The organism is Xanthomonas sp. NCPPB 3583, assembly GCF_041475715.2.
In the GTDB taxonomy this organism is placed as follows: Bacteria; Pseudomonadota; Gammaproteobacteria; order Xanthomonadales; family Xanthomonadaceae; genus Xanthomonas; species Xanthomonas euvesicatoria.
This window is the reverse complement of the sequence record NZ_CM191263.1, coordinates 1,803,873-1,830,753: the sequence shown is the minus strand read 5'-3', so window position 1 is coordinate 1,830,753 and position 26,881 is coordinate 1,803,873. Positions and strand designations below refer to the sequence as shown.

Here is a 26,881-nt window from a genome sequence, read left to right as displayed (position 1 = left end):
CGCGTGCACGGCAGCGGTCGCGTCGTGGCAAGCACGCGCTCCCGCGCCTGCGACGCATGGCACTTTGGCAACCGCGTCTGCTGGCGTCTACGCGAGCCGAGCCGGCGCGCCATCGGACGCAACCGGCGCGAGCTCAGGCCGTCAACCGCCAGGCGCGATGAATGCGCGCATGCCGCTCGAAATCCGGGTCGATGGTGCGCGGGCTGATTTCTTCGCACTGCGCGAACTCCGCCACCCCTTCCTCGTCCAGCTTGAAGCGACGGAAGTTGTTGGAGAAATACAACACGCCCCCCGGCGCCAACCGCGCCACGGCCGCGCGCAAAAGACGCACATGCTCGCGCTGGATATCGAAATCTTCCGCACGCGCAGAGTTGGAGAAGGTCGGTGGGTCGCAGAAGATCACATCGAAGTGCGCACGCTCGGCTTCCAGCCAGGCCAGCGCATCGGCCTGCACCAGTTTGTGCTTGCTGCCGGCCAGCCCGTTCAACGCAAGATTCTCGGCGCACCACTGCAGGTAGGTTGCCGACAGATCCACGCTGGTGGTGGACGCCGCACCGGCCACCGCCGCTTCCACGCTGGCCACGCCGGTGTAGCAGAACAGGTTGAGGAACCGCCGGCCCTTGCTCTGCTGCGCCATGGTGCCGCGCAGCGGGCGATGGTCCAGGAACAACCCGGTATCCAGATAATCGAACAGGTTCACGCGCAGCAACGCGCCGTGTTCGCGCACGTGGACGATTTCGTTGCGCTGTTCGAAACGGCCGTACTTGCTGCCGCCCTTGCCGCGCTCGCGCGACTTCAGCGCCACGCGCTCGGCCGGCACCTCGAAGACCTCGCGTGCGGCGGCCAGCAATTCGTTGAGACGACGGCGCACATCGGCCTCGGGAATCGTCGCTGGCGCTGCGTATTCCTGCACATGCAGGAAGATGCGCCGATCGCCGTCGGCTTGCTGGTACACGTCGATGGCGGCGGAATATTCCGGCAGGTCGGCGTCGTAGGCGCGGAAACATTCGATGCCTTCGCGCGCGCGCCACTTCTTGAATTTCTGCAGATTCTTGCGCAGCCGGTTGGCCACCATCTGCGCGCCCTCGCTGAGCGCGGTCGGCGCTGCCAGCGGGGTGCGTCGCGGCACTGCGATCGGGTCGCAGACGATCAACGCGCATTCGATCGCACCGTTGAACAGCTGGTATTTCTTGCCCGCGCGCAGGCCGGTGGCATACGCCAGCTCGGCATTGCCGCACAGCAGGCTGGCACGCCACTGCGGCACGACGCGCTGCAAGGTATCGCCCAGACGGCGATACAGCGCCGCATCGGCGGCCAGGCGCTCGTCGTACGGCGGATTGCACACCACCACGCCGGTGGCCTGCGGCGGCGTCTGCAACGCACCGACTTCGCGCACGCCGAACCAGATCGCCTCGGCCACGCCGGCCACCTGCGCATTCTCTTTCGCGGCGCGGATGGCGTGCGGGTCCATGTCGCTGCCATGGATCACCTGTTTGAGCGCAGCACGGCCGACGCTGTCGCGTTCGCGCGCCTCGCTCACCAGCTGCTGCCAGCTCTCGCGGTCGAAGCCGCGCCAACGGCTGGGCACATCGCTGCCGTAGCGCTGCAGACCGGGCGCGACATCGGCGGCCATCAGCGCGCCTTCGATCAGCAGCGTGCCGCTGCCGCACATCGGGTCGAGCAAGCCGCCGCCATCGGCATAGGCGCGCGGCCAGCCGCCGCGCATCAGCACCGCTGCGGCCAGATTTTCCTTCAACGGCGCCTCGTTCTGCGCCATGCGCCAGCCGCGTCGATGCAGCGGGCCGCCGCCCAGGTCCACCGAAATGGTCGCGCGGCCCTTGCGCAGCGACAGGTTCAGGCGCAGGTCGGGGTTTTCCACGTCCACCGACGGGCGCTCCAGCCCCTGCCGGCGCATGGTGTCCACCACCGCGTCCTTGATGCGCTGCGCCGCGTAGCGGGCATGGGTGATGGCGGTCCCGGACACATGTGCGTCCACCGACAGCGTATGCCCCACAGACAGATGCGCGTCCCAGGGCAGTTCGGCGACGCCGGCGTACAGCGCGTCTTCGTCCGGGCAATCGAATTCGGTCAGCGGCCACAGCACGCGGCTGGCCAGGCGCGACCACAGCACGGCGCGCTGCGCATCGCGCAGTTCGCCTTCGACGTTGACGCCGGAAATAGTGGCGGTGGCCTTGCTGGCACCGAGCGCAAGCAGCTCGTCGGCAAGCAGGTATTCCAGGCCCTTGGCGCAGGATGCGAAGAATTTCACGTAGGCAGGTATCGATAGAGACGCTGGCCGCGGCGGCGAGCGTGAAAGCAGGACAGCGGGCCGGCGCCTGGGTGGGCAATGCCGCGGCCGCGGTGGACGGGCCGCAAATGGTCGGCCATCGCGGCCGGCATTACCAGCCCGGCGCCCGGATCGCCCGCCGCACGGTTCACCACGCCGCCAGCCCCTATTGCGCCTGTGCCGTGTCCAGGCGCTGCTGCAGGCCCAACCGCTGCAGGAGGGCGGCATCATGCGAGGCGACGATCAGCGCCCCCTGATGGCCACGCAGCAGCGCCTCGATCGCTTCCACCGAGGCCAGATCCAGGTGGTGGGTGGGCTCGTCCAGCACAGCAGTTGCGCCGGCTGCGCCCGGTACAGCGCGCAGGCCAGTGCCGGCTTGAGCCGCTGGCCGCCGCTGAGCTGGCTGCAGGGCAGGTCGGCACGCGCCCGGTCCCGCCCCAGCAGCGCCAGGCGCAGCCGCTGTGCGTGGGCCGGCGCAGCTGGATCCGCGTCTTGCAACTGCGCAACGACCGAGCGCGCCGGGTCCAGCAGCGCCAGGTGCTGATCCAGATAGGCGGCCGGCGCATGCACCTGGCAATGCCCGGCGCCGGGCTGGAGGCGCCCGCCAGCAGCTGCAGCAATGTGGACTTGCCGCTGCCGTTCGGGCCGACCAGGCCATTGCGCCCGACCAAGCCGGTCGCGCGTTGGTCGATATGGATGTTCAGATCGGAAAACAGCGGGCTGCCATCGGGCAGCGCATACGCCACGCTTTCCAGCGTCAGCGACGGACAGGTCATCCGGGTCTCCATTGCATGCCAACACACGTGCTGATCCAACCGGACCAGCAGCGGGTAGGCCGTCATCACGACGGCGGCGTCAATGGCGCATCGGACCAATCCTCAACAGGTGAAGTGCAGCCAGTCCAACCCGCCGCACTGGCAGCGACACCGGCGCAACAGGCCGGGCCAATGCAGCCGGCGCTCAACCCAGCCCGAACGCCGGGTGGTAAGCCACATCGGCCAGCGGCAGCAGCCGGTCGCCGAACGCCAGGGCTTGCAATTCCGATGCAGGCACCTCGGGCAACACCAGGCCAGGTTCGACCGCAAAGCCCAAGCGCCGGAAAAACGCCGGCTCGCCCAGCGCCAGGCAGCCTGCGGCGCCGCGCTCGCGCAACGTGGCAAGCGCGACCTGCACCAGCCGCGTCCCCAGCCCTTGCCGTTGGTGGCCGGGCCCCACGGCCAGCGGGCCAAGCGCGAACCAGCCGGGCGAATCGTCCGACAGCGCCACCGGCGAGACGGCCAGATGCCCGACCACGTAGCCGTCGTGGTCGGCGACCAACGACAGCACGAGTGCGCCGTCCTGACGCAATCCTGCAATCACCTGGTGCTCGTCACGCCGGCTGTGTTCGGCGCGCATGAAGGCCACCATGGTCAGCAGTTCGATGGCAGCAGCGTCGCCTTCGGTGGCTTCGCGGATCAACACGTTCATCGGTGGCACCGCGCGCAGCCATGGCTGGCAATCGTCCGCATCACAGGCCCTGCAACAACGCTGCGAACGCGCGCGCCGACGCGTCGACGTGCGAGGCCAGACGATGGTCATCGTCGACCAGCAGCAGGCGCGCATGCCGGGCCTGCGCCCAGGCGATCACGTCGGCAGCCGGAATCAACGCGTCGCGCCAGGCATGCACGATCGAGATCGGCACCGATGCGGCGTCCAGCGCCGGCATCGGGCCCATCTTGGTCGGCGGCACCATCAGAAACAGGCCGCGCGTGGGCACCTGCAACGACACCATCCCGGCGATATACGAGCCCAGGCTGGAGCCGGCCAGCACCACCGGCCCCTTCTCGGCCGCCGCCCGCGCAATTTCCAGCAGGCGTTGCAGCCGGCCTGGCACGTCGCCCAGCGTACTCACCTCGCGGCGTGCATCCAGGTCAGTGTAATCCGGGCGCTCATGGGTCCAGCCCAACTGCTCGGCCACGTTGGCCAGCGCGGTCACCTTCAAGGCGTCCGGGCCGCTTTCGAAGCCGTGCGAGAGGATGCAATGGCCGCGACTCATAGCGCCTGCACCGTATCGCCGATGCGCAGCACGCCGCCGCGCAGCACGCGTGCGCACAGCCCACCGTGGCCGCGCATGGCGTTATAGCCGCCCGCACCCAGGGCATCTTCCATGCGCGAACATGGGTCGCACGGGTCGGTGCCTTCCAATTCGATTTCGCCGATTCGGAATCGCCGCCCTTTCAGCGCGATCAACGCAATTCCGGACACCACCAGGTTGCGCCGCAGCGTCGCCGGCGAGATGGTGCCGTGTCCTGACAGCGCCGCGATCACCGGCAAATGCTCGGCCTGGATCAGGGTCACGCCGCGCTTGCCGCTGCCACCCTTGTAGCGGTCTCCCACAAGACCCATACCGGTGCTGACCTGCGCCGCGTCCACTTCCTGCATCGCCACCTCACGCGCCGGGCGCACGCCGATCCAGGTCACCTGACCGGTCTGTGGCAGCGTCGCCATCAATTTGCCCAGAGGGCTGTCGGGATTCAAAGCCATCGGGCAATGCTAGCATCCGCTCCATGTCCGATGCCGTCTTGCCGTCGCCGCCAATCACCTATGCGCCGTTATCCTACGAATCGCGGTTGGCCAGGCGCGCGCTCACCCAGATCGACATGGTGGTCATCCATTGCACCGAATTGCCGGACATGGCGATGGCGCGCGAATACGGCGAACGCGTGCTTTATGACAGCGGCACCGGCAACAGCGGGCATTACTACCTCGATCGCAACGGCAGCATCCAGCAATACGTCGCCCTGGAGCGCGTTGCGCATCATGTGCGCGGGCACAACCCGCATACGCTGGGCATCGAACTGGTCAACCGCGGCCGTTATCCGCACTGGCTGGATTCGCGGTATCAGCAGATGACCGAACCGTATCCCGAAGCGCAGATCGCCGCGCTGATCACCTTGTTGCAATGGCTGCAGCAGCAGCTGCCCTCGGTGCGGCGCATCGCCGGCCATCAGGCGCTGGATACCACCCAGGAAGCCGCCAGCGACGACCCGGCCCGTAAAATCCGGCGCAAGCTCGACCCCGGCCCGCTGTTCCCGTGGCCGCGCATCGAAGCGGCGGTGAGCTGGTCGCACACGCCGCGTTAGGAGGCGCTTTCTTGCCCCTGCCGGTGGGCGAGTCACTGCGTTACGTCGGTCATGCCCGGTCGCGCCCGACAGCGCCGAGAAGCGATCCAACCTGCGTGCCAGCCGCGCCGTCGAAAGACAGCGTCGCCCGGAGAACACGCACGTGACCGCTCCCGGATGCTGTGATGAGCCATTGAAAACACCTCTTGCCTCGCACACCGTCCACCCGTTGCAGCACACTCAACGTTCGGTCGCACGGTAAGTCTTCTCGCCGGCATTCACTGCCACGTCCAACCGGTTTTCAGGCGGCGCGATGGGGCAGACCACATGGGGCGTCAGTGCGCATGGCGGGTTTTCGGCCAGATTGAAATCCAGGACCACCTGACCATCGCGGGGCGAGGTGGCAAACAGATACCGCGCGCCGCCATAACTCTCCTTGCCGCTGGTGCGGTCGGCGAACAGGAAGAACAGGCCCTGGCCATCTTCCTGCAGCAGCGGCCGCAAGCGGTATTCGTGGCCGTTGAGCGAGAACACGGCTTCTCCCGGCACCTCCACGGTGAGCGGCGTGCCGATCGAGGTCAGCAAGGTGGTCGTGCGCGGCGTTGGATAGGGTTGCCACTGCGCCTGGATGCGCCACTGCGGATCGGTCGGGAAATATTCCAGCCCGTCGAACTGCGTCAGCGCGGGCGCTGCCGGGTCGCGGAAGCGCCAGCCGTACAAGGCGCCTGTCTGCACCAGGTAGAACTGTCGGCCACCCACGTCCAGCCGGTCGCCGCGCTGCCCTGCCCGCTCTGGTTGCAGGCGTACGTCGCCGATGCGCTGCCCGTTGAGCGTCACCGCGGCAGAGCCATCTGCGCGAAAGCGTATGTGTCCTGCAGCATCCAGCGTCAGTTGCCCCAGCTGCGCAGGGCCGGCAGGCAGGACGATATCGCTGAGCGGGTCGCTGCCCACACGGTACTGGCCGGCGCGCACGCGCCCCGAACCGGTATAGCTCAACCACCCATCGGGCGCCCGCAGCTGCCTCAGCCGCTCCGCGCGCGCGCGTTCCAGCGCGACTTCGTACACATCATGCGGCGCCGCATTGCGATGAGCGACCGCAGGCGTATCGCTGACATCGGCGGACGACTCCGCCGAACAGGCAGCCAGCGTCCATACCGCGACGCACAGCGCGCCAACCCGTAACTGCAACCGCATGGCTCACCCAGCACTGCAAGAAACTGCGCTCCGCGCAGCGAACCTGCGTCCCCACAGGTCACCGTTCCTGCCGCCATTGTGCCTGCAATCAGGCGCCGGTCGCGACCGGGCGCGAGGCATCTTGCAGCCAACCACTCCAGGAACCGGCGTAGACGCGTGCACCGGACAACCCGGCCACTTCCAACGCCAGCAACAGATGGCAGGCCGTCACGCCCGATCCGCACATCACCACCGCCTGCTCGGGCCGGTACGCACCCAGCAACGCGGACAACTCGGCGCGCAGTTCGGCAGCTGGTTTGAAGCGACCATCACGCAGGCTCAGTCCCAGCGGGCGACTCACTGCACCGGGCACGTGCCCGGCCACCGGGTCGATCGGCTCGACTTCGCCACGGAAACGCTCGCCTGCCCGTGCGTCCAGCAACCAGCCCGGCGCCTGTTGCAGGCGCTGCGCGATCTGCTCGGCATCCACCACCGCCGTGGCGTCAAAGTGGCCCGGATACGCGGTGCCGCTGCGCAAGGCAGGCGACTCGGTGCTTTCCGCAAAACCGGCCGCACGCCACGCGGCCAAGCCACCGTCCAGCACCGCCACCCGGCGATGGCCCATCAGCCGCAACATCCACCATGCGCGCGCGGCCGCCATGCTGCCATCGCCTGCGTCGTAGACAACCACCAGGCTCTGCGGATCAATGCCCCATTCGCCGAGGCGTCTTGCAAAAGCCTCGCTATGCGGCAACGGATGCCGCCCCTGCGCCGGCCGTGACAGATCTGCAAGGTCGTGGTCCAGATCGGCATAGTGCGCGCCGGGCAGATGCCCCTGCGCGTACGCCTTGCGCGCTGCGTGCGGGTCTGGCGCGGTCGGTGGCGCGGCACGCGCATCCAGCAGACGCAGCTGTGGATGCTGCAACGCGGCCGAAAGCGTGGCGGCATCGACCAGCGTGGTCCAGTTCGGATCTGCACTCATGCAACCTGCTCCAGGCGACGACGAAGATTGAGAAGAATGGCGGCGGTGGCGCCCCAGATACGGTGGGCAGGCCAGTCGTATTCGAGCACGCGTCGCGGGCGTCCGCGGAACTCCAGTTCCACACTGCGCAGATTGTCCGGGTCCATCAGATAGGCCAGCGGCACTTCGAAGACGTCCGCCACTTCATCCGGCTGCGGCACCGCCACGAACGCCGGGTCGATGACCGCCACCACCGGCGTCACCCGAAATCCGCTCACCGTCACAAACGGATCCAGGTACCCCAAGGCATGCACGTGCTGCGCCCCCAGCGCGATTTCTTCGCAACTCTCGCGCAGCGCTGCAGCAGCGGCATCGGCATCGGACGGCTCCATCCGCCCGCCGGGGAAGCTGACCTGCCCGGCGTGATGGCGCAGGCTGTCCGTGCGCCGGGTCAGCAACACCGTCGTGCCCTGTTCGCGCGGCACCAGCCCGCACAGCACCGCCGCTTCGGCAGACGGGTCGCCGTCGGTCAGGTCGATCAGCTCGGCATGGTTCCAACCCGGCCCGGCCGGCGCGGTATCCAGCGGATACAGCGCCCGCCTCAACTGCGCGTATTCGGGCAGCCGCGCCGTCAGCGCGCGTGCGGGCAGCACCGTGTGCAGATAGTCCTGGCGTTCGGCGTCGCTCATGCTCATCCAGCGTGCAATTTCATCCAGGCTGCGCAAACAGCCGACGCAGTGCGACTGCGCGTCCAGCGAACATACACCGATACACGGACTTGGCAGAGGGCCGGCCTCGGATCCGACATCGTTGCCACTCATCGCTGGGTCCTGCGGCCGCTGCATCGTTGCATCATTCTCTTCAGACAATCGCTGGACCAAAACGACAACGCCGGCCTGGTGGCCGGCGTTGTCGCAACAACATCACGTGCAATTACTTGACGCTGACCAACTTGATCTCGAACTGCACAGCCACGTTCGGCGGGAACGGGGTACGCGGGTCGGCACCGTAGGCCTTTTCCGGCGGCAGGGTCACTTCCCACTTCGAGCCGGCCGGCATCTGCAGCAGCGTGTCGCGCATGGCCTGCATTTCGACTTCGCTGACCTTGATGGCCGGGATCTGCTGCGCCGGACGTGCCTTCTCGCGGTCCCCGAACGGGAACGGACCAGCCACTTCCAGCTGCACGGTGCTGGCCTGGGTCGGCTTGGCGCCCTTGCCGGCTTCGATCACGCGGTACTGCACGCCGCTCGGCAGCGTCTGCACGCCGGCGGTGCTCTTGTTCTTGGCCAGGAACGCATCGCTCTTGGTCTTGTTGGCTGCAGCGGCCTTGTCGTACTCGGCCTTGGCCTGCTGGGCACGGCCCTGCTCGCGCTTCTGGAAGGCCTCAACGGCCGGCTTCAACTGGTCGGCAGTGATGGCCGGCTGCTTCTTGGCATAGGCGTCCTGCAGACCCTTTACCACCGAGTTGATGTCGAGCTGCTCGCCGCGGCCGGTGAGCTCGGCAAGGTTGTTGCCGTAGTCGTAGCCGAAGTAATAGCTCAACTTGCCCTTCTCGGACGTCGTGTCCTGGGCCAGTGCATTGCCCGTCAGGGCCAGGGCCGCCACAGCGACCGCGATAGAACGCAACTTCATCAAACAATTCTCCAGGGTGGTGGCACAGGACGGGTCTGCCGCCTGAGATGACGCGCTAGGATAGCGGCCGCGATACCGAACCGCTACTTATCGCGAAAGCTAGGACCAGCAAGGGTTTGGGAAGTTCCGTGTTTACTATTTTTTTACGTTCGCAAGGGTTCACATGTCCAATCACGTCATTCTGATCGCCGATCACGCCAGCGTCCGGACGATTACGGTCAATCGGCCGGACAAACTGAACGCATTGAACCGGCAGACCATGCAGGCCCTGGATCAGGCGTTCCAGGACGCAGCCAATGCGGACGATATACGCGCCGTGATTCTCACCGGCGCCGGCCCCAAGGCCTTCGTGGCGGGTGCCGATATCGCGGAAATGAGTGACCTGTCGGCAATCCAGGGGCGCGAGTTCTCGTTGCTGGGCCAGCAACTGATGCGCCGGATCGAGCGCATGCCCAAGCCGGTGGTCGCGATGATCAATGGCTTTGCGCTGGGCGGCGGCCTGGAGCTGGCAATGGCGTGCCACCTGCGCATCGCCGCAGCAACAGCGCGCCTGGGGCAACCGGAAATCAATCTCGGCCTGATCCCCGGCTTTGGCGGCACGCAGCGCCTGCTGCGCCTCACCGGCCGCGCCGCAGCGCTGGAACTGTGCCTGCTCGGCCTGCCGATCGACGCGGCCCGCGCACTGCAATTGGGCCTGGTCAATCGCGTGGTCGAAGCGGATGCCCTGCACGAAGAAACGCTGGCGCTTGCGCAACGCCTGGCAACTGCAGCGCCGCTGGCACTGCGCGGCATTCTGGATGCGGTGGTGTTCGGCGGCGAATGCGCCATCGAGGAAGGCCTGCAGCTGGAAACCGCGCAATTTGCGTTGTTGTTCGCCACTGACGACATGCGCGAAGGCACTCGCGCATTCCTCGATAAACGCCCCGCCCAGTTCCACAACCGCTGATATCGCCATGACGCTCGAGCTCATTCCGGCATCGCGTCCGTTGCCGCTGCGGTTGTTCGATTGTGTGCAGGCCGACGACCTGGATCGTGCGCTGGCACTCGGCTTGATGGCCTATCTGCCCGACCCGCAGCACGATACGCTGGACGCCGACTGCCCGCAGGTCTGCGCCACGTTGCTCAGCGCGCAACGCCGTCTACAAGACGCCTGGGCCGCGCGCGAACGCTACCGCGCGCGCTCGGCGCGCCTGCAACGGCGCGCCGCCGAACGCGATGCGCGCAGGGCGCCCGCCCCGGCGCCCAGCCAACCGGCAACGCCCGCACTGCCGCCGCTGGCCGCTGCCATCCTGGCGCGCGCGAAGGCGAAAGCCGCTGGCGGAGCGCAGCCATGAACACACCCCAGGCAATGGTACCGGCGCGTCGTGGCAGCAGCATGCGCAAGCCCGAGATACAGGAGATGTTCGAGCGCCTGCGCGAACTCAATCCGCACCCCACCACCGAGCTGGAATACACCACCCCATTCGAGTTATTGATCGCGGTGCTGCTGTCGGCGCAAGCCACCGATGTCGGCGTCAACAAGGCGACCCGCAAGCTCTATCCGGTGGCCAACACCCCACGCGACATTCTCGATCTCGGCGAGGAGGGCCTGAAGCGGTATATCTCCACCATCGGCCTGTTCAACGCCAAGGCCAAGAACGTCATCGCCACCTGCCGCATCCTGCTGGAGCGCTATGGCGGCGAGGTGCCGCATGATCGCGCCGCGCTGGAAGCGCTGCCCGGCGTGGGCCGCAAGACCGCAAATGTGGTGCTCAACACCGCCTTCGGCGAGCCCGCCATGGCCGTGGACACGCATATCTTTCGCGTTTCCAACCGCACCGGTCTTGCGCCAGGCAAGGACGTGCGCGCGGTCGAAGACAAGTTGATCAAGGTGATCCCGGCCGAGTTTCTACACGATGCGCATCACTGGCTGATCCTGCACGGACGCTACGTCTGCAAGGCACGCAAGCCGGATTGCCCGGGCTGCGTGATCCACGATCTATGCCGCTACCGCGACAAGACGCCACCGGCGCCTGAGCGGCAAACAAAAACCAAGAATTGAGGCAGCAGTGGCGCCGGAGCAACGGCGCAACCGCGCGCCCTCGTCACACGCAGCAAACCGCAAGGCTGCAAGCTTTTACGAATCTCGAATCCCCACTCCGCCCAAAAAAATCGTGACCGGATGATGCGTCTTTTGGCGCCATGCATCACCCGATCACGATGGGGGTCACCCGGCGCGAACGCCGGGCGTTTACAACACTTTACGCAGCTTTCGCTTGCTCGACGCGCTGTTCCACCAGCACGCCATCCACTGTGGGCTGGCCTTCGACACGTCGATCCAGCTCCTTCCAGTCCACCACCAGTTCGCAGCCGCGTGAGGCCGCATTGCGGCTCCAGTCGCGCAACAACTCGATGCAGGCATGATCGACGTGGTGCAGCTTGGCCACATCCAGATGCAGCGCAGTGTTCGGCGGCACGCTTTCCAGCGTACGTGCCATGGCCGGCACCTTCAGGAAGGTGGCCGAACCCTGGAGGGTCAGATGCATTTCGTCCTTCTTGTCGGCGTGCTCGCGCACCTCGACCTTCAGACGCGAAGAATGCAGTGCCAGACGGAACAGCGACAGACCGAAGCCGATCAGCACGCCGGTCAGCAGGTCGGTGGCCACGATCGCGAAGGTGGTCGCCAGGTAGATCGCGGCCGTTCCGCGGCCATAGGTCGCCAGCTCCTTGACCTGCCCGATCTTGATCATCTTCACGCCGGTATAGACCAGGATGCCGGCCAGACAGGCCACCGGCGTCATCCGCAGCAGCCACGGCAACAGCATGGCGAACACCAGCAGCCAGCTGCCGTGCAGGATGGTCGATGCACGCGTTGCCGCACCGGCCTGCACGTTGGCCGCGCTGCGCACGATCACCCCGGTCATCGGCAATGCACCCAGGAAGCCGCAGAGCATATTGCCCACGCCCTGCGCCGCCAGCTCACGGTCGTACTGCGTCCGCGCCCCCTGATGCATGCGGTCCACCGCCGCCGCCGACAGCAAGGTCTCGGCGCTGGCGATGAAGGCGAAGGTCACTGCCGAGACCAGCAAGGTGTGGTTGAACACGCCAAAGATGTCGGAAATGCTGGGGATGCTGATCGCAGAGAACAGATTGGTCGGGACATCGACCTTGTTGACGTTCAAGCCCTGCAACTGCACGGTCGCGGTGACAACCACCACCGCGATCAATGCACCCGGCAGAAACCGCAGGCGCTGCGGGCGCAGCTTGTCCCAGGCCAGGATGATACCGATCGTCGCCAGACCCACGAACAGCGCATTACGGCCGGTCCCCTCGCTGATGGCCTGCCACAACACGCCAGGCAATGCAGCGAAGTTTTCCAGACCGCGGGCCTTGGGCGCGGCATCCATCAAGACGTGCGCCTGCGAGGCCACGATCAGGATGCCGATGCCCGACAACATGCCGGCCACCACGGCCGGCGATGTCATCCGGAACCAGACGCCTGCGCGGCACAGACCGGCAATCAGCTGAATTGCGCCGGCCACCAAGATCACCGGCCCGAGCGCAACAGCGCCGTGCTCCCGCACCAGTTCGAACACCAACACAGCCAGGCCGGCGGCCGGCCCGCTCACCTGCAGCGGAGAACCCGCCAGAAAGCCGACGACCAGACCACCCACGATGCCGGTGATCAGGCCCGCGGCGGGCGGCATGCCGGATGCGATCGCGATACCCATGCACAGCGGCAGCGCGACAAGGAAGACCACCACGGACGCCAATAAATCACGCCCAAACAGTCCCTGGCGGAAATATCCGCCGATACCTGATGTGTTCATGGCAGGCTCCGTCAGGCGAGTTCAGCGCGCACGACTTGTTGCAGTCGCGGGCGTGGAGTGGCTTCGGGGGTGCTTTCGGCCAGCAGTGGCCGGAAGCCACCCTTCTCGGCATCGAAGGCGCGGATCTCCCCGTGCGCGATATCGTAGATCCAGCCGTGGATGCGCAACGTGCCCGCCGCCAGGCGCGCTGCCACCACCGGCTGCGTGCGCAGGTGGTCCAACTGCGAGACCACGTTCTCTTCGGTCATGCAGCTCAGCGCTTCATGGCTCTGCGGATCGTGCCCGTGATGCGCGGTGACATGGCGCGCCGCATCGGTGTGCTTGAGCCACGCTGCCACGGAGGGCACGTCTTCCAGCGACTCCGGCTTGAGCACGGCCTTCATCGCGCCGCAGTCGGTGTGCCCGCAGATCACGATATGGCGAACGCCCAGCACTGCGATGGCGTATTCGATCGCTGCCACCACGCCACTGACATGTTGCGAGTACGGCGGCACCACATTGCCGATATTGCGATAGACGAACAATTCGCCTGGCTGTGCGGAGAAGATCAGCTCCGGCATGACGCGCGAGTCTGCGCAGGTGATGAACAGCGTGTGCGGGCTCTGGCCGCCTGCCAGTTCCTGAAAGCGCGCACTCTGACGCGGATAGACTTCCTTACGGAAATGGCGAAAACCTTCTAGCAAACTTTCCATGGGAGATTCCTCTAGGCAACGAATAGCCATCCGCGGCGCAAACCGCGAATTGCAAGACAAACAAATCAATTGGGAATCCGGCGCGGAATGCACCGGGTGCAGCGACAGCGGGGATCAGCCAAGCAGTGCGTTTGGAGGGCGCAGCTGTGGGATCAGGTCGCGTTTTTGATTTGCCGGCGCGTGATGCGCGTGCCAAGAGGGGGAATACCGCGCCAGCATCGGCCATGCTTGGGAGAGCAAGGGGATATCGTCTGCAGGCTGTGTGTCGACTTGGCTCTGTGTATCGCCGTCGTCCTGCGGATCTTCTGCTGCATCGCGTTCTTCGCCAGCATCCACCATTACCGCCAGGCCGTCGCCCACGAACGCATGATGCATGCGCGCGTGCGCATTGGCTGCCGACCACGCGGAAAGCGCGAGCAGGCAGACCAACAGCATTTGGAGGAATCGAGGAAACATGGCCTCGAAGCTAACAATTTTGACGCCGCGTATGCAAGTGGTGCGCCGCACAAACTGACGCATGTGTTCAGGCTGACATAGCGCCAGTTCAGCCCGTCAGCGCCACAGCTGGGAAATTCAAGGCGTTGAGGTTGGCACCGAGTACTGTCATAAAACAGCGCCGTTCAGTTTTTTGACACACACCGACATAGTTGAAACGCACGTAAACTCTTGTCTTTATTGGCAAAAATGACGTATTACGTTTCCTGTTGTTTTGTCACATTAACGCAACCTTCACACCCTAGCCTGCGCCCACTTTCTCAGGTCGCAAGGCATCTATGAAACTCGCTCCCACCCTGCTTGGTTCCGCGCTGCTGCTGGCACTGGCCGCCCCTGCAGCACACGCCGAGATCGCCATCGATGTAATCGGTGGTTCGGAAATCTCGCTGGAAGGCCTGGTCCAGGCCGACGGCAACTGGTTCCACAACGATGTGCAGGACCTCAATGGCCCGATCGGTGCCAATGGCGACAATTCCGAGTTCAGCATCCGGCGCGCCGAGCTGGTCCTCAAGGGCAAGGGCCCGGGCAACTTCGAATGGGTCGCCGGCTATGACCCGAGCGTGCTGAAGGAGGTCACCATCCGTGGCACCACCATTCGCAGCACGGGCCGCTTCCTGGATAACAACATCAAGTACAAGTTCGGCGGCAACGCGAACAATTACCTGCAGATCGGCCAGTTCAAGCAGCCCAACAGCCTGGAAGAACTGTCCAGCACCAAGAACAACGACTTCGTCTCCAAGGCGTCGGTGACCAACACCTATGGCATCTCGCGCCGGTTGGGCGTGGCCTATGGCATGGGCGACAACAATTGGAGCGTGACCGCCAGTGCATTCGGCCGCGAGCTGACCCGTAACCAGGCGCACGGCAACGGCTATGGCGCGCGCGGCACCTGGGCACCGATCAACGAGACTGGCAACGTGCTGCACTTCGGCCTGAGCTACCTGGCCTACGACACCGACGACGACACCTTGCGCCTGCGCGCACGCCCCGACGCCGACCTGACCACCGTTCGCCTGATCGACAGCGGCGCCATCACCAATGTGGACAACGTTGGCGTGGCCGGTGCCGAGGCGATGTGGATCACCGGGCCGTTCAAGCTGCAGAGCGAGTACTTCCAGGAAAACGCCAACCGCATCGGTGCCAATGCGCACGACTATAAGAGCGACGGCTGGTACGTGAGCGGCGTCTGGAACCTCACCGGCGAAACCTGGGGCTACAAGGCTGGCGTGCCGACCACCCCGCTGCCCAACGAGCCGGCATCGGGCATGTGGCAGCTGGCGGTGCGCTACGACACCCTGGACCTCAACGATGGCCACCTGGTCGCCAACGGCAACACACCGTTCGTCGATGGCGTGCTGGGCGGCAAGATGAACATCTGGACGGTCGGCGCCAATTGGTACTGGCGCTCGAACTTCAAGTTCGCCCTCGACTACGCCAAGGTCGACAGCACCCGCTACAACAGCACCACCCGCGGCCTGGTCGACGATAACCCGTCGATCATCGAAGCACGCGCGCAGTTCTACTGGTAAGTGCGTCGCTGCCGCGTGCGATCGGTCGAGCGCACGCGGTGGCAGCGCCGCCACTTCCTGCCGGCCTGAACATCCGACGGCGCAACGCCGTCATCGCCCTGTCATTTCCCAGACACCGCATGGTCATGCCATTGCCCTGCAATGGCACCACGGCGGGACGTCCTCATCCCTTCGCTACAGGAGCTGTTCCGTGATCCACTCCTTCAAGACCCGTCTGGCCGTCGGCGTACTCGCCGCCTCGCTGGCACTGTGTGCCCAGGCTGCCGATGTCACCGGTGCCGGTGCGTCGTTCATCTACCCGGTGATGTCCAAGTGGTCGGCCGACTACAACGCCGCCACCAAGAAGCAGGTCAACTACCAATCGATCGGTTCGGGCGGCGGTATTGCCCAAATCAAGGCGGCCAGCGTGGACTTCGGCTCGTCCGATGCCCCGCTCAAGCCGGAAGAATTGGCCGCTGCCGGCCTGGCGCAGTTTCCCTCGGTGATCGGCGGCGTGGTGCCGGTGGTCAACGTTCCGGGCGTCGCCGCCGGTACGCTCAAGCTGGACGGCAAGACGCTGGGCGACATCTTCCTGGGCAAGGTCAGCACCTGGAACGACCCGGCCATCGCTGCGCTCAACCCGGGCATGAAACTGCCGGAAGGCAAGATCACCGTGGTGCACCGCTCCGACGGTTCGGGCACCAGCTTCAACTTCACCAACTACCTGTCCAAGGTCAACCCGGACTGGAAGAGCAAGGTTGGCGAAGGGACTGCCGTGCAGTGGCCGACCGGCATCGGCGGCAAGGGCAACGAGGGCGTGGCCGCCTACGTGAAGCAGATCAAGGGCGGCATCGGCTATGTCGAGTTGTCGTACGCGCTGCAGAACAAGATGGCCTACACCGCAATGAAGAACGCGGCCGGCAAGTTCGTGCAACCGTCGGATGAAACCTTCGCCGCCGCGGCCAACAGTGCCGACTGGGGCACGGCCAAGGACTTCTATCTGGTGATGACCAACGCCGCTGGCGATAACGCCTGGCCGATCACGGCGACCAATTTCATTCTGGTGCAGAAAAAGCCGAAGAACCCGGCTGGCCTGAAGAACACGCTGGACTTCTTCCGCTGGGTCTACACCAAGGGCGATGCGCAGGCCAAGCAGTTGGACTACGTGCCGCTGCCGGACACGCTGGTCACCCAGATCGAGGCGTATTGGGCCAAGAATCTGCCGCACTAAGGACGGCGCAGCCTCTGGTGCAGCGCCAAGGTGGGCAAGCCATGCCTTCAACGGCATGGGCGGTTGTCTGGTCCATGCCGGCGACCTGCAGGGCCGCCTGAAATGGCAACCAGGTGCCCCGCACCGAGGCTCGGCAGCCAGCACGAAAACGCGTAAAGGAACGACGCCGTCTCTCTCCCCGGCGTTGCCCCGGGACGCGGATCCCGGAGGGTGCCACGCCCTCCGCGGTCCGCGTCCTTTTTTTGTGATGCGTTGGCCAGAAGGCACTGTCATGCAGGTGTAACAAAAACATCATTTCATAGTGTGGTCTGCCGGAGACACCGGCCAATCCAGCCTCGGAGCTTCCATGAAATTGCAGTCGGCCAGCCTGACCGCCCTGTCCCTCACCATCGCCCTCGCCCTGGCCGCGTGCTCGCCCGGCAAGGACGCGCAGTCCGCAGACGCCGCAAAGGGCGCGCCGACCGCAGGCGCCACCGCCAGCGACAGCAAGGGCGCTGAAATTTCCGGCGCCGGTGCGTCCTTCATCTATCCGCTGGTGTCCAAGTGGTCGGCCGACTACAACGCCGCCACCGGCAACAAGGTCAACTATCAGTCGATCGGCTCCGGCGGCGGTATTGCGCAGATCAAGGCCGGCACCGTGGATTTCGGCTCGACCGACAAACCGCTGGACAGCACGGAACTGCAACAGGCTGGCCTGGGCCAGTTCCCGTCCGCCATCGGCGGCGTGGTGCCGGTGGTGAATCTGGAAGGCATCGCGCCGGGCAAGCTGCGCCTGACCGGCGCCCTGCTGGGCGATATCTTCCTGGGCAAGGTCACCATGTGGAACGATGCGGCCATTGTGGCGGCCAACCCGGGCGTGACCCTGCCGGCCACCAAGATCAATCTTGTGCATCGCTCGGATGGTTCGGGCACCACCTTCAACTTCTCCAACTACCTGTCCAAGGTCAGCCCGGAGTGGAAGAGCAAGGTCGGCGAAGGCACCTCGGTGCAGTGGCCGGGCGGCGTGGGTGGCAAGGGCAACGAAGGCGTTGCCTCGTATGTGCAGCAGATCAAGGGGTCGATCGGTTACGTCGAGCTGGCCTACGCCCTGCAGAACAAGATGCCGTATACCTCGCTGCAGAACGCGGCCGGCCAGTGGGTCGAGCCGAATGCGGAAAGCTTTGCCGCCGCCGCTGCCAGCGCCGACTGGGCCAACGCCCGTGACTTCAACCTGGTGATCACCAATGCGCCGGGCGAGAAGGCGTGGCCGATCACCGCGACCAACTTCATGTTGATGCACAAGCAGTCCAAGGACGCCGCGCGCAGCAAGGCGACGCTGGACTTCTTCAAGTGGGCGCTGGAAAACGGCCAGGCCCAGGCCAGCGAATTGCACTACGTGCCGCTGCCGCCGGAGCTGGTGAAGCAGATCGAAGCCTATTGGGGCAGCGAGTTCAAGTAATGCCCTGCACCCGCCCATGCGGCGGGCTGCGCTGCGGCGAGGTACCTGAAGGTGCCTCGCCGTTCCTGCTGTCTCACGCTCCCGCCATTGCGCGGGTGACGAGTCCAATCGAATGAATGCCACCGCCATTCCCGAAGCGATGACCGCGCCACGCGGCCGCGACCTGCGCGACGCACGTGCCGATCGCCTGTTCAAGCTTGCGCTGGCCGCTACGGTCGTTTTCGTCCTGTTGGCGCTCGGCAGCGCGGCACTGTCGATGCTGTGGGGCGGACGCCATGCCTTGCAGATGCAGGGCCTGAGTTTCTTCTATTCGGCCGACTGGAATCCGGTCGAAAACAAATACGGTGCGCTGGCACCGATCTACGGCACCCTGGTCACCGCGGTGATCGCGATGCTGATTGCGGTGCCGGTGAGTTTCGGTATCGCGTTCTTTCTGACCGAAGTGGCACCACGCTGGCTGCGTGGCCCGGTGGGCACTGCCATCGAACTGCTGGCCGGCATCCCCTCGATCATCTACGGCATGTGGGGCCTGTTCGTGCTGGTGCCGGTGATGACCGAACATGTCACGCCGTGGCTCAACGATCATCTCGGCACGCTGCCGCTGATCGGCCCATTGTTCCAGGGCCCGCCGTTGGGCATCGGCCTGCTGACCGCCGGCTTCGTGCTGGCGATCATGGTGATTCCCTTCATCTCTTCGGTCATGCGCGAAGTGTTTTTGACCGTGCCCACGCGCTTGAAGGAATCGGCATACGCACTGGGCTCGACCAAGTGGGAAGTGAGCTGGGACATCGTGCTGCCCTACACCCGCTCGGCGGTGATCGGCGGCGTGTTCCTGGGTTTGGGGCGTGCGCTGGGCGAAACCATGGCAGTGGCGTTCGTGGTCGGTAACACGGTGCGCCTGTCGCCGTCGCTGCTGGAGCCTGGCACCACCATCGCGGCGTTGATCGCCAACGATTTCGGCGAAGCCACTGAAACCTACCGGTCGGCATTGCTGCTGCTGGGCTTCGTGTTGTTCATCGTGACCTTCATCGTGCTGGCCATCGCACGCTTCATGCTGATGCAGCTGTCGCGTCGGGAGGGCAACTGATGTCCGCCGCTTCGGTGTCGCAATCGCTGTACAACCGCCGCCGGGTCGTCAACGCCATTGCGTTGCTGCTCTCCTGCGTCACTGCGTTGTTTGGTTTGTTCTTCCTGGCCTGGATCCTGTGGACGCTGGTGTCCAAGGGCGTGCCGGGCATCGACCTCAACCTTTTTACCAAGATGACGCCGCCGCCGATGCAGGAAGGCGGCCTGCTCAACGCCTTCTTCGGCAGTGCGGTGATGTGCGGGCTGGCGCTGGCCATCGGCACGCCGCTGGGCATCGCCGCAGGCACCTGGCTCGCGGAGTACGGCAATGCGCGCAAGGCCGGCGTGGTGGTGCGCTTCGTCAACGACATCCTGTTGTCGGCGCCCTCGATCGTGCTGGGCCTGTTCGTCTACACCTTGTACGTGATGCAGACCGGTGGGCGCTTTTCGGCATTCGCCGGCGCACTGTCGCTGGCCTTCATCGTGCTGCCGGTGGTGGTGCGTACCACCGACGAAATGCTGCGATTGGTGCCGGCGCAGATGCGTGAAGCCGCATTGTCGTTGGGCATTCCGCAGTGGAAAGTCACCGTGCAGGTGCTGTACCGCAGCGCCTCGGCAGGCATCGTCACCGGCGTGCTGCTGGCACTGGCGCGCATCAGCGGCGAAACCGCACCGCTGCTGTTCACCGCATTCGGCAACCAGTACTGGAACAGCAACATCTTCCAGCCGATGGCCAGCGTGCCGGTGATCATGAATCAATTCGCCGGCAGCCCGTACGACACCTGGCAAACGCTGGCCTGGGCCGGCGCGCTGGTACTGACCGTGTTCGTGTTGCTGGTGAGCCTGGGTGCGCGTGCCCTGCTCTTGCGCAACAAGATTTCCAATGACTGACCTTTCCCTCCGGACACCCGACATGAACGATCTCCAAAACGCCAAGCCGATGCATCGCATCGCTGTTCCGGCCGCCACGGGGGCGCCGACGGCGCAGGCGCCGGTGAAGGTGGCCGCACGCAATCTGGATTTCTATTACGACAAGTACCACGCGCTCAAGAGCATCAACATCGAGATTCCCGAAAAGCGCGTCACCGCGTTGATCGGTCCCTCCGGCTGCGGCAAGTCGACCTTGCTGCGCATCTTCAACCGCATCTATGCGCTGTATCCGAAGATGGAAGCGCGCGGCGAGGTGTTGCTGGACAACGAAAACATCCTGTCGCCGAAGTACCCGATGAACCGCCTGCGCAGCAAGGTGGGCATGGTGTTCCAGAAGCCGGTGCCGTTTCCGATGACCATCTTCGAAAACGTGGCCTACGGCATCCGCCACCACGAAAAGCTGTCCAAGGCCGACATGCAGAACCGCGTCGAGCAGGCCTTGCGCCAGGGCGCGCTGTGGGACGAGGTGAAGGACAAGCTGGGGCAGAGCGCGCTGGGGCTTTCCGGTGGCCAGCAGCAGCGCCTGTGCATCGCACGTGCGGTGGCGCTACGCCCGGATGTGCTGTTGCTGGACGAACCGACGTCCGCGCTGGACCCGATTTCCACCAGCCGCATCGAACAGTTGGTGGAAGAGCTCAAGCGCGACTACACCATCGTGATCGTCACCCACAACATGCAGCAGGCCGCGCGCGTGTCCGACTATACCGCCTTCATGTACCTGGGCGACCTGATCGAGCATGACCGCACCGAAACCATTTTTTCGCAGCCATCCAAGCAACAGACCGAGGACTACATCACCGGCCGCTTCGGTTGATGTAAGGCGCGCCAGCGCAACGCCGCATTGACGCAGTTCCGCCGCACCGCCCGGCACGACATTTGCATCATCTGCCATGTCGCCAAGGTTACGGCGGACATCCACCACTGCCACGAATCGAGACCACGATGAACCAGCACCTCAACGACCATATCGTCAAAAGCTACGACGAGGAGCAGCACCGTCTTGTCGCCGAGATCGTGCGCATGGGCGAGACGGCGGTGGCGCAGCTGGAAGCCGCGCTGGATGTGGTGGAGCGTCGCGATGACAACGCCGCGCACCGCATCGTGGTCAACGACGAGGCGATCGACGCACTGGAGCATGCGATCAGCCACGACGTGATGCGGCTTGCATTGCGCGGCCCGATGGCGCGCGATCTGCGTGAAATTCTTGCAGGCCTGCGGATTCCGGCCGATATCGAACGTATCGGCGATTACGCGGCCAACGTGGCCAAGCGCTCGATCGCGCTCAATTCCGCACCGCCGCTGCCGCAGACCGTGGGCCTGCGCGCGCTTGGCCAGATGGCGGCCGATGCCGTGCGCGAAGCCGTACAGGCGTATCGCAACAAGGATGCCGATGCGGCGATCCGTGTCCGCGACGAAGATGCACGCCTGGATGCGCAGTACACCGCGTTGTTCCGCGAGCTGCTCACCTACATGATGGAAGACCCGCGCAATATCACCCCGTGTACGCATCTGCTGTTCATGGCAAAGAATCTGGAACGCATTGGCGACCACGCCACCAACATCGCCGAGAACGTGTGGTTCCTGGTGCATGGCGAGCAGCCCTTGCCTCCGCGCGTGAAGCGCGACGACACCAGCAGCACCGGCGTCATCTAGACCGCGGCAGCGTGGCCGTAAGGCGCCGCAAGGCCTTCTCATTACGTATTCAGCTTGAAACTTCTACGGTGCAGCTGCACAGGCATTTCCTGTGACCCAGGAGTCCGCTGATGAAACGTTTCGTTGGATCCTTCATGGCCTTGACGCTGCTGACCTCTGGCGCAGCGTTTGCAGCACCGCAGCAGCACGAGCTGGATCACGACCGTGACCGCAATGCGCAGCGTCACGACGACCATGGTCCTGACCGCCATGACGATCACCGCGACGACAGGCATGACGACAGGCGCGACGATCGCCGCAACGCGCATCACGAGGATCATCGCAACGAGCGCCGCGGCCCGCCGTATCGCCGCGGCGAGCGGCTGGCACCGGACCATCGTGGTAGTCGCGTTGCCGACTACCACAAGCACCATCTCAAGCCGCCGCCGCGCGGGCACGAATGGCGTCGCGTGGATAACACCTACGTGCTGATCGCAGTGGCCACCGGGCTGATTACCAGCGTCGTCGCGGGTCGCTAAGGGCTCGCTCACCGTGTCGTTAGGGAGGCCCGGTCCGTGGCAACGCGGATCGGGCCTTTTCATTTCGGTGTATGGCGACTGTCGCTGTGTGGTCTGCAGTCGCCCGGTTCGGGGAAGACGCTCGCAGACAGTGGGCCGGCAATGCACGCCGACGCCACTCGAGTGGCCGTGCACCCAATCGTCGGGGCGTCGCTGCCGCCGGTGTGGGCGTGCCAGCCTGCAGCCAGGGCAGAGCCCGGCGTGCGACCTGCTAGGCTATGCGGATGAACGAACCGGTCGATGCACAGCCTGCCCCCTCTTTTTTGCCGATGTCGCGCCGCTTTCGTGGCTATCTGCCCGTGGTGGTGGACGTAGAGACCGGCGGGTTCGACTGGAACAAGCACGCACTGCTGGAGATCGCCTGCGTGCCGATCGAGATGGATACCGACGGACGCTTCTTTCCCGGCGAGACCGCCAGCGCGCACCTGGTGCCGGCGCCCGGGCTGGAGATCGACCCGAAGTCGCTGGAAATCACCGGTATCGTGCTCGACCACCCGTTCCGCTTCGCGAAACAGGAAAAGGACGCGCTGGACCATGTGTTCGCGCCGGTGCGCGCAGCGGTGAAGAAATACGGCTGCCAGCGCGCAATCCTGGTCGGCCACAACGCCCACTTCGATCTGAATTTTCTCAACGCCGCCGTGGCGCGCGTGGGCCACAAACGCAACCCGTTTCATCCTTTCAGCGTGTTCGACACGGTGACGTTGGCTGGCGTGGCCTATGGCCAGACGGTGCTGGCACGCGCCGCCCAGGCCGCCGGCCTGGACTGGAATGCGGCCGACGCCCACAGCGCGGTCTACGACACCGAACAGACCGCACGCCTGTTCTGCAAGATCGCCAACGCCTGGCCCGGGCCGGTGTGAGGACGGGATTCGTGATTGGGCATTCGGGATTGGCAAAAGCGTCGTGGTTTCTGGATTGAAGCGGCCAATCGCGTGCGTTTACCAAGCACGAGCCGCAACCGTTTGATCACGACGCAGCACTGCTGCCTGCTGCCGTACCCTCATCTGCCCTTCTGGGCACCTTCTCGTGCAGGAGAAGGAACGCCTGCGCTGCCGTTGCCAATCCCAAATCCCGATTCCCGAATCCCGGCGTCTAACCCACACAGATCCGATCGCGACCGGCGCTCTTGGCCTCGTACAAGGCGTGATCGGCGCGCTGCATCAGCGACGAGCCGGTGTCGTCGTCGCGCAGCGCGGCAACACCGGCGCTGAAGGTCACCTGCAAGCCCTCGACGCTGGCCCAGTTGTGACGGGCGTGGAAGAGCGCGCGGATGCGCAGGCAAAGCGCCTGTGCCTCGTCCAGCGTGGTGTCGGCCAATAGCAGCGCGAATTCTTCGCCGCCCAGGCGTGCCGGCAGATCCGAGGCGCGCGCGGCCGCCGTCAGGAGCACTCCCACCTCGTGCAGGACCGCATCGCCGCTGGCGTGCGAATAATGGTCGTTGATGCGCTTGAAGTGATCGATATCCAGAATCGCCAGCACCAGCGGCCGCCCACTGCGCCGTGCACGGCTGATATCGCGCGCCAGCGCTTCGTCGAAATGGCGACGGTTGGGTAGCCCGGTCAATGCATCTTCGTGCGCCTGGCGCTCGAACACATCGGACTTGATGCGCAAACGCGTCAATAGCTCGCTCTTTTCCTGATTGGCTTGCAGCAAGCGCTGCGCCTGCCGTTGCAGGTCTTCGGTGCGCTTGCGCACCAGCTCGGCCAGGCGCGCGTTATGGGTCTTGTAGCGATGCAGCAACACCCGATACAGCAGGGCCAGCAGCAAGAGCGCCCCCAGCGCCGCGGCAAAGCGCACATCCTGGCGTTGCCACCACAGCGGCAATACCTCGAACGCCCACACCGCTTCGTGCGGGCTCCATGCCCCGCCCGGATGGCGCGCAGCCACGTGCAGACGATATCGGCCCGGCGGCAGGCCGATGAATTCCACGCTGCGCTGCCGGCCGCGTTCGGTCCAGGTGTTGTCCAGGCCTTCCAGCCGGGTGCGGTACTCGATTCGCTCCGGCAGCAGAAAGCTCATGCCGACGTAGGACACGTTCAAGCGATGCCCGCCAGCCAGTTGGGCGCGCTGGCGCCACACCAACGGGCGGCCATCCTGCTGCGCGTTCTCGATCACTGCCGGCGGCGGGCGACGTTCGCGAAAGCGCTGCAGACGTGAGGGGTCGACCATGCTTACCCCGCCAGCTGTCACCACCCACACCGTGCCGTCGGCGCGCCGCAGCAGGCTGGGGCCGGAACTGCCGTTGGCCTGTGCATTGCCCATGCCATCGATCTCGCCATAGCGTTCGATCGCGAGCGTGCCGCGCCCATCGGCAACTGCATCGAGCGTCTTGAATTCGGTACGCAGCACGCCGCGATTGCTGCTGATCCACGCATTGCCAAGCCGGTCTTGGACAAGCTGGAACACCGTGTCGACCGGCATCCCCTGCTCCAGACCTACGCGTGCGAGAACGCCATTGCGCTCGCGATACAACCCGCGGTCGGTCGCGATCCACATGGCATCGCCGATGGCCTGAAAACCGAATACGCTGCGCGCGCCGCCCAGTTGCTCAAGATTCAACTGGCGCAGCTTGCCGTTGCGTAGCACTGCCGCACCATCGACCGAACCGATCCACACCGCGCCATCGACGTTGGCCAATGCGGTCACCACGCTGGCAGGCAAGCCGTCGATCGCCAACGGCGTGCGCTTGCCATCCACCAGCTGCACCACGCCACGCTGGGTTGCCAGCCATACCGTCTCGTGGTCGTCGATCACGATCGCGCGGATATGCCCGCCGGGAATGCCCTCGGCCTCGCCGTAATGGCGCAGCACGCGCCCGGCGCGCAACACGAAGACACCATCGGCATAGGTGCCTACCCAAAGATCGCCGTGCCGGTCCAGCGCCAGGCTGAGCACCGAAAGGCGTCGCCCCGATGGTGTGGCCACCGGCACCGCCACGATGCGCCCGTCCGGCAGCATCCGGTCCAGGCCGGCGGTTCCGGCGATCCACAGGCTGCCGTCGCGGTCTTCCAACAAGGCGCGGCTGTAGTCGCCGCTTAATCCATCGCGCTGGCTGTAGCGACTGAACAGTGTCTCGCGCAGCCGGAACAGACCGCCATTTGCGCCGACCCAGATGCTGCCTTCGGCGTCCTCGCGCAGACTGACGATGCGCCCGGTCGGCAGGCTGCGACCGGCCGGCAGATGCTCCACGCCGTACGGCCCGATCCGCAGCAGCCCCTGGTTTTCGCTGCCCAGCCACAGGTCGCCATTGCGATCCTGCAGCATCGCGGTGAAGTGACCCTGCCCCGGCACCCGATGCATCAGCTCGGCGCGCTCGCCCTGCAGGCGATACAGCTGATCTCCCGCAACCACCCACACCGTGCCGTCCGTTGCGCGATACGGCCATGCCAACCCCGGCGGAAACCCGAATGCGGCCGGCGCGCGGTGCATGCGCCCATCCGGTTCGCGGTAGATCAATCCATCGAAGGTGCCGATCAACAAGCGCCCCTGCGCATCGACCACCATGCGCGGAAAACTGCTTTGCAGCGGCGCGTCATCGCGCGGCGGGAAATAGTCGAAGCGCCCATCCGGCCACAGGCAGCCCAGCCCGTGCCCTTCGAACAACAGCCACATGCGGCCTTCGGCGTCCATGGTCATGGCATGGATCAACGCCTGCGGCCATTGCCCTTGCCGCTGCCACTGTCGCCATTGCCCGTCGGCACCATGCCGGACCAGATTGCCGCGCGCATCGCTCAGCCACAGCGCGCCATCGCGATCTACATACAGCGCGCCGACGCCGTTATCGGGCAGCCCCGGGCGCGTGCTGCGGTCGATCACGCTGAATTCCAGCCCGTTGTAGCGCACCAACCCTTCCCAAGTCGCGAACCACAGATACCCGTCGCGGGTCTGGGCGATGTCGCGCAAGGAGTTGTGCGGCAGCCCGTTGCGCGAACTCCAGCTATCGATGGCGTAATCGCGCAAGCGTGCCGTGCCGAACGGTGAGGCAGCCGCAACAAGCGAACACAGTGCCAACAGCAGGCAGGCGCCGACACCGAGCCAGCGCGGCTGCCGTCTATGTTTTCGTCGTGCTGACGCCTGGACGCCGCAACTGCTCTCGCCTGTTTGCCAGGCGCCCACCCCATCGTTCATCACACACAACGCGCCGTTCGCTGGCGATATGGTAGGCAAAAACGTCGCGCTGCGTTCGACGGTGGCTGCGCATGCCTGGAAAGCCTTGCTGCACCTCCCTGCACGTGCGCCAGTCAACGCCTCGCGAACCGCATCTGCGCGGAACATTGCGCAGATGCCCATCGGCAATGCAACGATCAAGCGTTGGCGCTGCTGTGCATCGCGTAACGCGCGTGGGTTAC

General features: G+C 65.3%; 26 protein-coding genes and 1 pseudogene. 13 read left to right on the top strand and 14 right to left on the bottom strand.

The window, feature by feature from the left end; translation table 11 throughout:
- Window positions 1-133 precede the first annotated feature (133 nt).
- The 6 genes and pseudogenes from rlmKL to ACCQ07_RS08145 form a co-directional block, all read right to left on the bottom strand.
- Window positions 134-2,269 (bottom strand): bifunctional 23S rRNA (guanine(2069)-N(7))-methyltransferase RlmK/23S rRNA (guanine(2445)-N(2))-methyltransferase RlmL, encoded by a 2,136-nt coding sequence (rlmKL, locus tag ACCQ07_RS08170; RefSeq protein WP_372363964.1) that lies wholly within the window; start codon window positions 2,267-2,269, stop codon window positions 134-136.
- Complete coding sequence (locus ACCQ07_RS08165; RefSeq protein WP_074053196.1) at window positions 2,266-2,457, bottom strand: hypothetical protein; 192 nt, start codon at window positions 2,455-2,457, stop codon at window positions 2,266-2,268. The genes rlmKL and ACCQ07_RS08165 overlap by 4 nt, the downstream gene beginning before the upstream one ends.
- Window positions 2,454-2,949 (bottom strand): annotated as a pseudogene (locus tag ACCQ07_RS08160) (ATP-binding cassette domain-containing protein); the annotation flags it as partial. The gene ACCQ07_RS08165 and the pseudogene ACCQ07_RS08160, both read right to left, overlap by 4 nt.
- Before the next feature lie 298 nt (window positions 2,950-3,247).
- Window positions 3,248-3,754 carry a GNAT family N-acetyltransferase gene (locus tag ACCQ07_RS08155; protein ID WP_372363962.1) on the bottom strand — a complete coding sequence of 169 codons (507 nt, stop codon included), beginning with the start codon at window positions 3,752-3,754 and terminating at the stop codon, window positions 3,248-3,250.
- Window positions 3,755-3,794: 40 nt separating this feature from the next.
- Entirely contained in the window at window positions 3,795-4,322 is a 528-nt protein-coding gene (locus tag ACCQ07_RS08150) for an alpha/beta hydrolase (protein ID WP_008576332.1), read from the bottom strand.
- Entirely contained in the window at window positions 4,319-4,810 is a 492-nt protein-coding gene (locus ACCQ07_RS08145; protein WP_071118286.1) for an MOSC domain-containing protein, read from the bottom strand. The genes ACCQ07_RS08150 and ACCQ07_RS08145 overlap by 4 nt, the downstream gene beginning before the upstream one ends.
- A 23-nt stretch (window positions 4,811-4,833) precedes the next feature.
- On the opposite strand from ACCQ07_RS08145, the gene ACCQ07_RS08140 reads away from it, so the two are divergent.
- The gene (locus tag ACCQ07_RS08140; RefSeq protein WP_008576336.1) at window positions 4,834-5,409 is read left to right on the top strand and encodes an N-acetylmuramoyl-L-alanine amidase; all 576 of its coding nucleotides are present in this window, start codon (window positions 4,834-4,836) and stop codon (window positions 5,407-5,409) included.
- Window positions 5,410-5,628: 219 nt separating this feature from the next.
- On the opposite strand, the gene ACCQ07_RS08135 is transcribed toward ACCQ07_RS08140, so the two are convergent.
- The 4 genes from ACCQ07_RS08135 to ACCQ07_RS08120 all read right to left on the bottom strand — a co-directional run bounded on the left by ACCQ07_RS08135 (window position 5,629) and on the right by ACCQ07_RS08120 (window position 9,154).
- Window positions 5,629-6,582, bottom strand: coding sequence for a DUF1684 domain-containing protein (locus tag ACCQ07_RS08135; protein WP_218505037.1), 954 nt, complete (start codon window positions 6,580-6,582; stop codon window positions 5,629-5,631).
- Window positions 6,583-6,670: 88 nt separating this feature from the next.
- Window positions 6,671-7,543: a sulfurtransferase gene (locus ACCQ07_RS08130; protein WP_008576340.1), complete on the bottom strand. Its 873-nt coding sequence runs from the start codon at window positions 7,541-7,543 to the stop codon at window positions 6,671-6,673.
- Window positions 7,540-8,343 carry a CoA pyrophosphatase gene (locus ACCQ07_RS08125; RefSeq protein WP_014089834.1) on the bottom strand — a complete coding sequence of 268 codons (804 nt, stop codon included), beginning with the start codon at window positions 8,341-8,343 and terminating at the stop codon, window positions 7,540-7,542. The genes ACCQ07_RS08130 and ACCQ07_RS08125 overlap by 4 nt, the downstream gene beginning before the upstream one ends.
- Before the next feature lie 112 nt (window positions 8,344-8,455).
- Window positions 8,456-9,154, bottom strand: coding sequence for an FKBP-type peptidyl-prolyl cis-trans isomerase (locus ACCQ07_RS08120; protein WP_004429231.1), 699 nt, complete (start codon window positions 9,152-9,154; stop codon window positions 8,456-8,458).
- A 163-nt stretch (window positions 9,155-9,317) separates the two neighbouring features.
- Between ACCQ07_RS08120 and ACCQ07_RS08115 the strand changes: the two genes are divergently transcribed.
- Genes ACCQ07_RS08115 through nth form a run of 3 tightly spaced genes read left to right on the top strand, consistent with a single transcriptional unit; the run spans window position 9,318 to window position 11,195 of the window.
- Window positions 9,318-10,100, top strand: a complete 783-nt coding sequence (locus ACCQ07_RS08115; RefSeq protein ID WP_136733817.1) for an enoyl-CoA hydratase/isomerase family protein — start codon at window positions 9,318-9,320, stop codon at window positions 10,098-10,100.
- Between the two features lie 7 nt (window positions 10,101-10,107).
- Window positions 10,108-10,488, top strand: coding sequence for a hypothetical protein (locus tag ACCQ07_RS08110; protein WP_127172332.1), 381 nt, complete (start codon window positions 10,108-10,110; stop codon window positions 10,486-10,488).
- Window positions 10,485-11,195, top strand: a complete 711-nt coding sequence (gene nth / locus ACCQ07_RS08105) for an endonuclease III (RefSeq protein WP_029819133.1) — start codon at window positions 10,485-10,487, stop codon at window positions 11,193-11,195. Before ACCQ07_RS08110 ends, nth begins: the two co-directional genes overlap by 4 nt.
- Before the next feature lie 199 nt (window positions 11,196-11,394).
- Here the strand turns inward: nth and ACCQ07_RS08100 are convergent, their stop codons facing one another.
- The 3 genes from ACCQ07_RS08100 to ACCQ07_RS08090 form a co-directional block, all read right to left on the bottom strand.
- Window positions 11,395-12,963, bottom strand: coding sequence for a SulP family inorganic anion transporter (locus tag ACCQ07_RS08100; protein WP_008572157.1), 1,569 nt, complete (start codon window positions 12,961-12,963; stop codon window positions 11,395-11,397).
- Between the two features lie 11 nt (window positions 12,964-12,974).
- Complete coding sequence (locus tag ACCQ07_RS08095; protein ID WP_011346996.1) at window positions 12,975-13,655, bottom strand: carbonic anhydrase; 681 nt, start codon at window positions 13,653-13,655, stop codon at window positions 12,975-12,977.
- A 114-nt stretch (window positions 13,656-13,769) separates the two neighbouring features.
- Complete coding sequence (locus tag ACCQ07_RS08090) at window positions 13,770-14,090, bottom strand: hypothetical protein (RefSeq protein WP_014089829.1); 321 nt, start codon at window positions 14,088-14,090, stop codon at window positions 13,770-13,772.
- Between the two features lie 338 nt (window positions 14,091-14,428).
- Here ACCQ07_RS08090 and ACCQ07_RS08085 point away from each other — a divergent pair, with 338 nt between their 5' ends.
- From ACCQ07_RS08085 to rnt, 9 genes are all read left to right on the top strand, one after another.
- Window positions 14,429-15,679 carry an OprO/OprP family phosphate-selective porin gene (locus ACCQ07_RS08085; protein WP_008572160.1) on the top strand — a complete coding sequence of 417 codons (1,251 nt, stop codon included), beginning with the start codon at window positions 14,429-14,431 and terminating at the stop codon, window positions 15,677-15,679.
- A gap of 190 nt (window positions 15,680-15,869) precedes the next feature.
- The gene (gene pstS, locus ACCQ07_RS08080) at window positions 15,870-16,889 is read left to right on the top strand and encodes a phosphate ABC transporter substrate-binding protein PstS (protein ID WP_008572161.1); all 1,020 of its coding nucleotides are present in this window, start codon (window positions 15,870-15,872) and stop codon (window positions 16,887-16,889) included.
- A gap of 346 nt (window positions 16,890-17,235) precedes the next feature.
- Entirely contained in the window at window positions 17,236-18,327 is a 1,092-nt protein-coding gene (pstS, locus tag ACCQ07_RS08075) for a phosphate ABC transporter substrate-binding protein PstS (RefSeq protein ID WP_008572162.1), read from the top strand.
- A gap of 112 nt (window positions 18,328-18,439) precedes the next feature.
- Window positions 18,440-19,414: a phosphate ABC transporter permease subunit PstC gene (pstC, locus tag ACCQ07_RS08070; RefSeq protein WP_003487154.1), complete on the top strand. Its 975-nt coding sequence runs from the start codon at window positions 18,440-18,442 to the stop codon at window positions 19,412-19,414.
- Window positions 19,414-20,283: a phosphate ABC transporter permease PstA gene (gene pstA, locus ACCQ07_RS08065; protein WP_008572164.1), complete on the top strand. Its 870-nt coding sequence runs from the start codon at window positions 19,414-19,416 to the stop codon at window positions 20,281-20,283. Before pstC ends, pstA begins: the two co-directional genes overlap by 1 nt.
- A 22-nt stretch (window positions 20,284-20,305) precedes the next feature.
- Window positions 20,306-21,136, top strand: coding sequence for a phosphate ABC transporter ATP-binding protein PstB (pstB, locus tag ACCQ07_RS08060; protein ID WP_005913798.1), 831 nt, complete (start codon window positions 20,306-20,308; stop codon window positions 21,134-21,136).
- Between the two features lie 128 nt (window positions 21,137-21,264).
- Window positions 21,265-21,975 (top strand): phosphate signaling complex protein PhoU, encoded by a 711-nt coding sequence (gene phoU, locus ACCQ07_RS08055; protein ID WP_008572166.1) that lies wholly within the window; start codon window positions 21,265-21,267, stop codon window positions 21,973-21,975.
- Window positions 21,976-22,085: 110 nt separating this feature from the next.
- The gene (locus tag ACCQ07_RS08050; protein ID WP_011346994.1) at window positions 22,086-22,493 is read left to right on the top strand and encodes an RcnB family protein; all 408 of its coding nucleotides are present in this window, start codon (window positions 22,086-22,088) and stop codon (window positions 22,491-22,493) included.
- Window positions 22,494-22,750: 257 nt separating this feature from the next.
- On the top strand, window positions 22,751-23,392 hold the full coding sequence (rnt, locus tag ACCQ07_RS08045) for a ribonuclease T (protein WP_008572178.1): 642 nt from the start codon (window positions 22,751-22,753) through the stop codon (window positions 23,390-23,392).
- A gap of 232 nt (window positions 23,393-23,624) precedes the next feature.
- On the opposite strand, the gene ACCQ07_RS08040 is transcribed toward rnt, so the two are convergent.
- Window positions 23,625-26,660 (bottom strand): diguanylate cyclase domain-containing protein, encoded by a 3,036-nt coding sequence (locus ACCQ07_RS08040; protein WP_372363958.1) that lies wholly within the window; start codon window positions 26,658-26,660, stop codon window positions 23,625-23,627.
- Window positions 26,661-26,881: the final 221 nt, after the last annotated feature.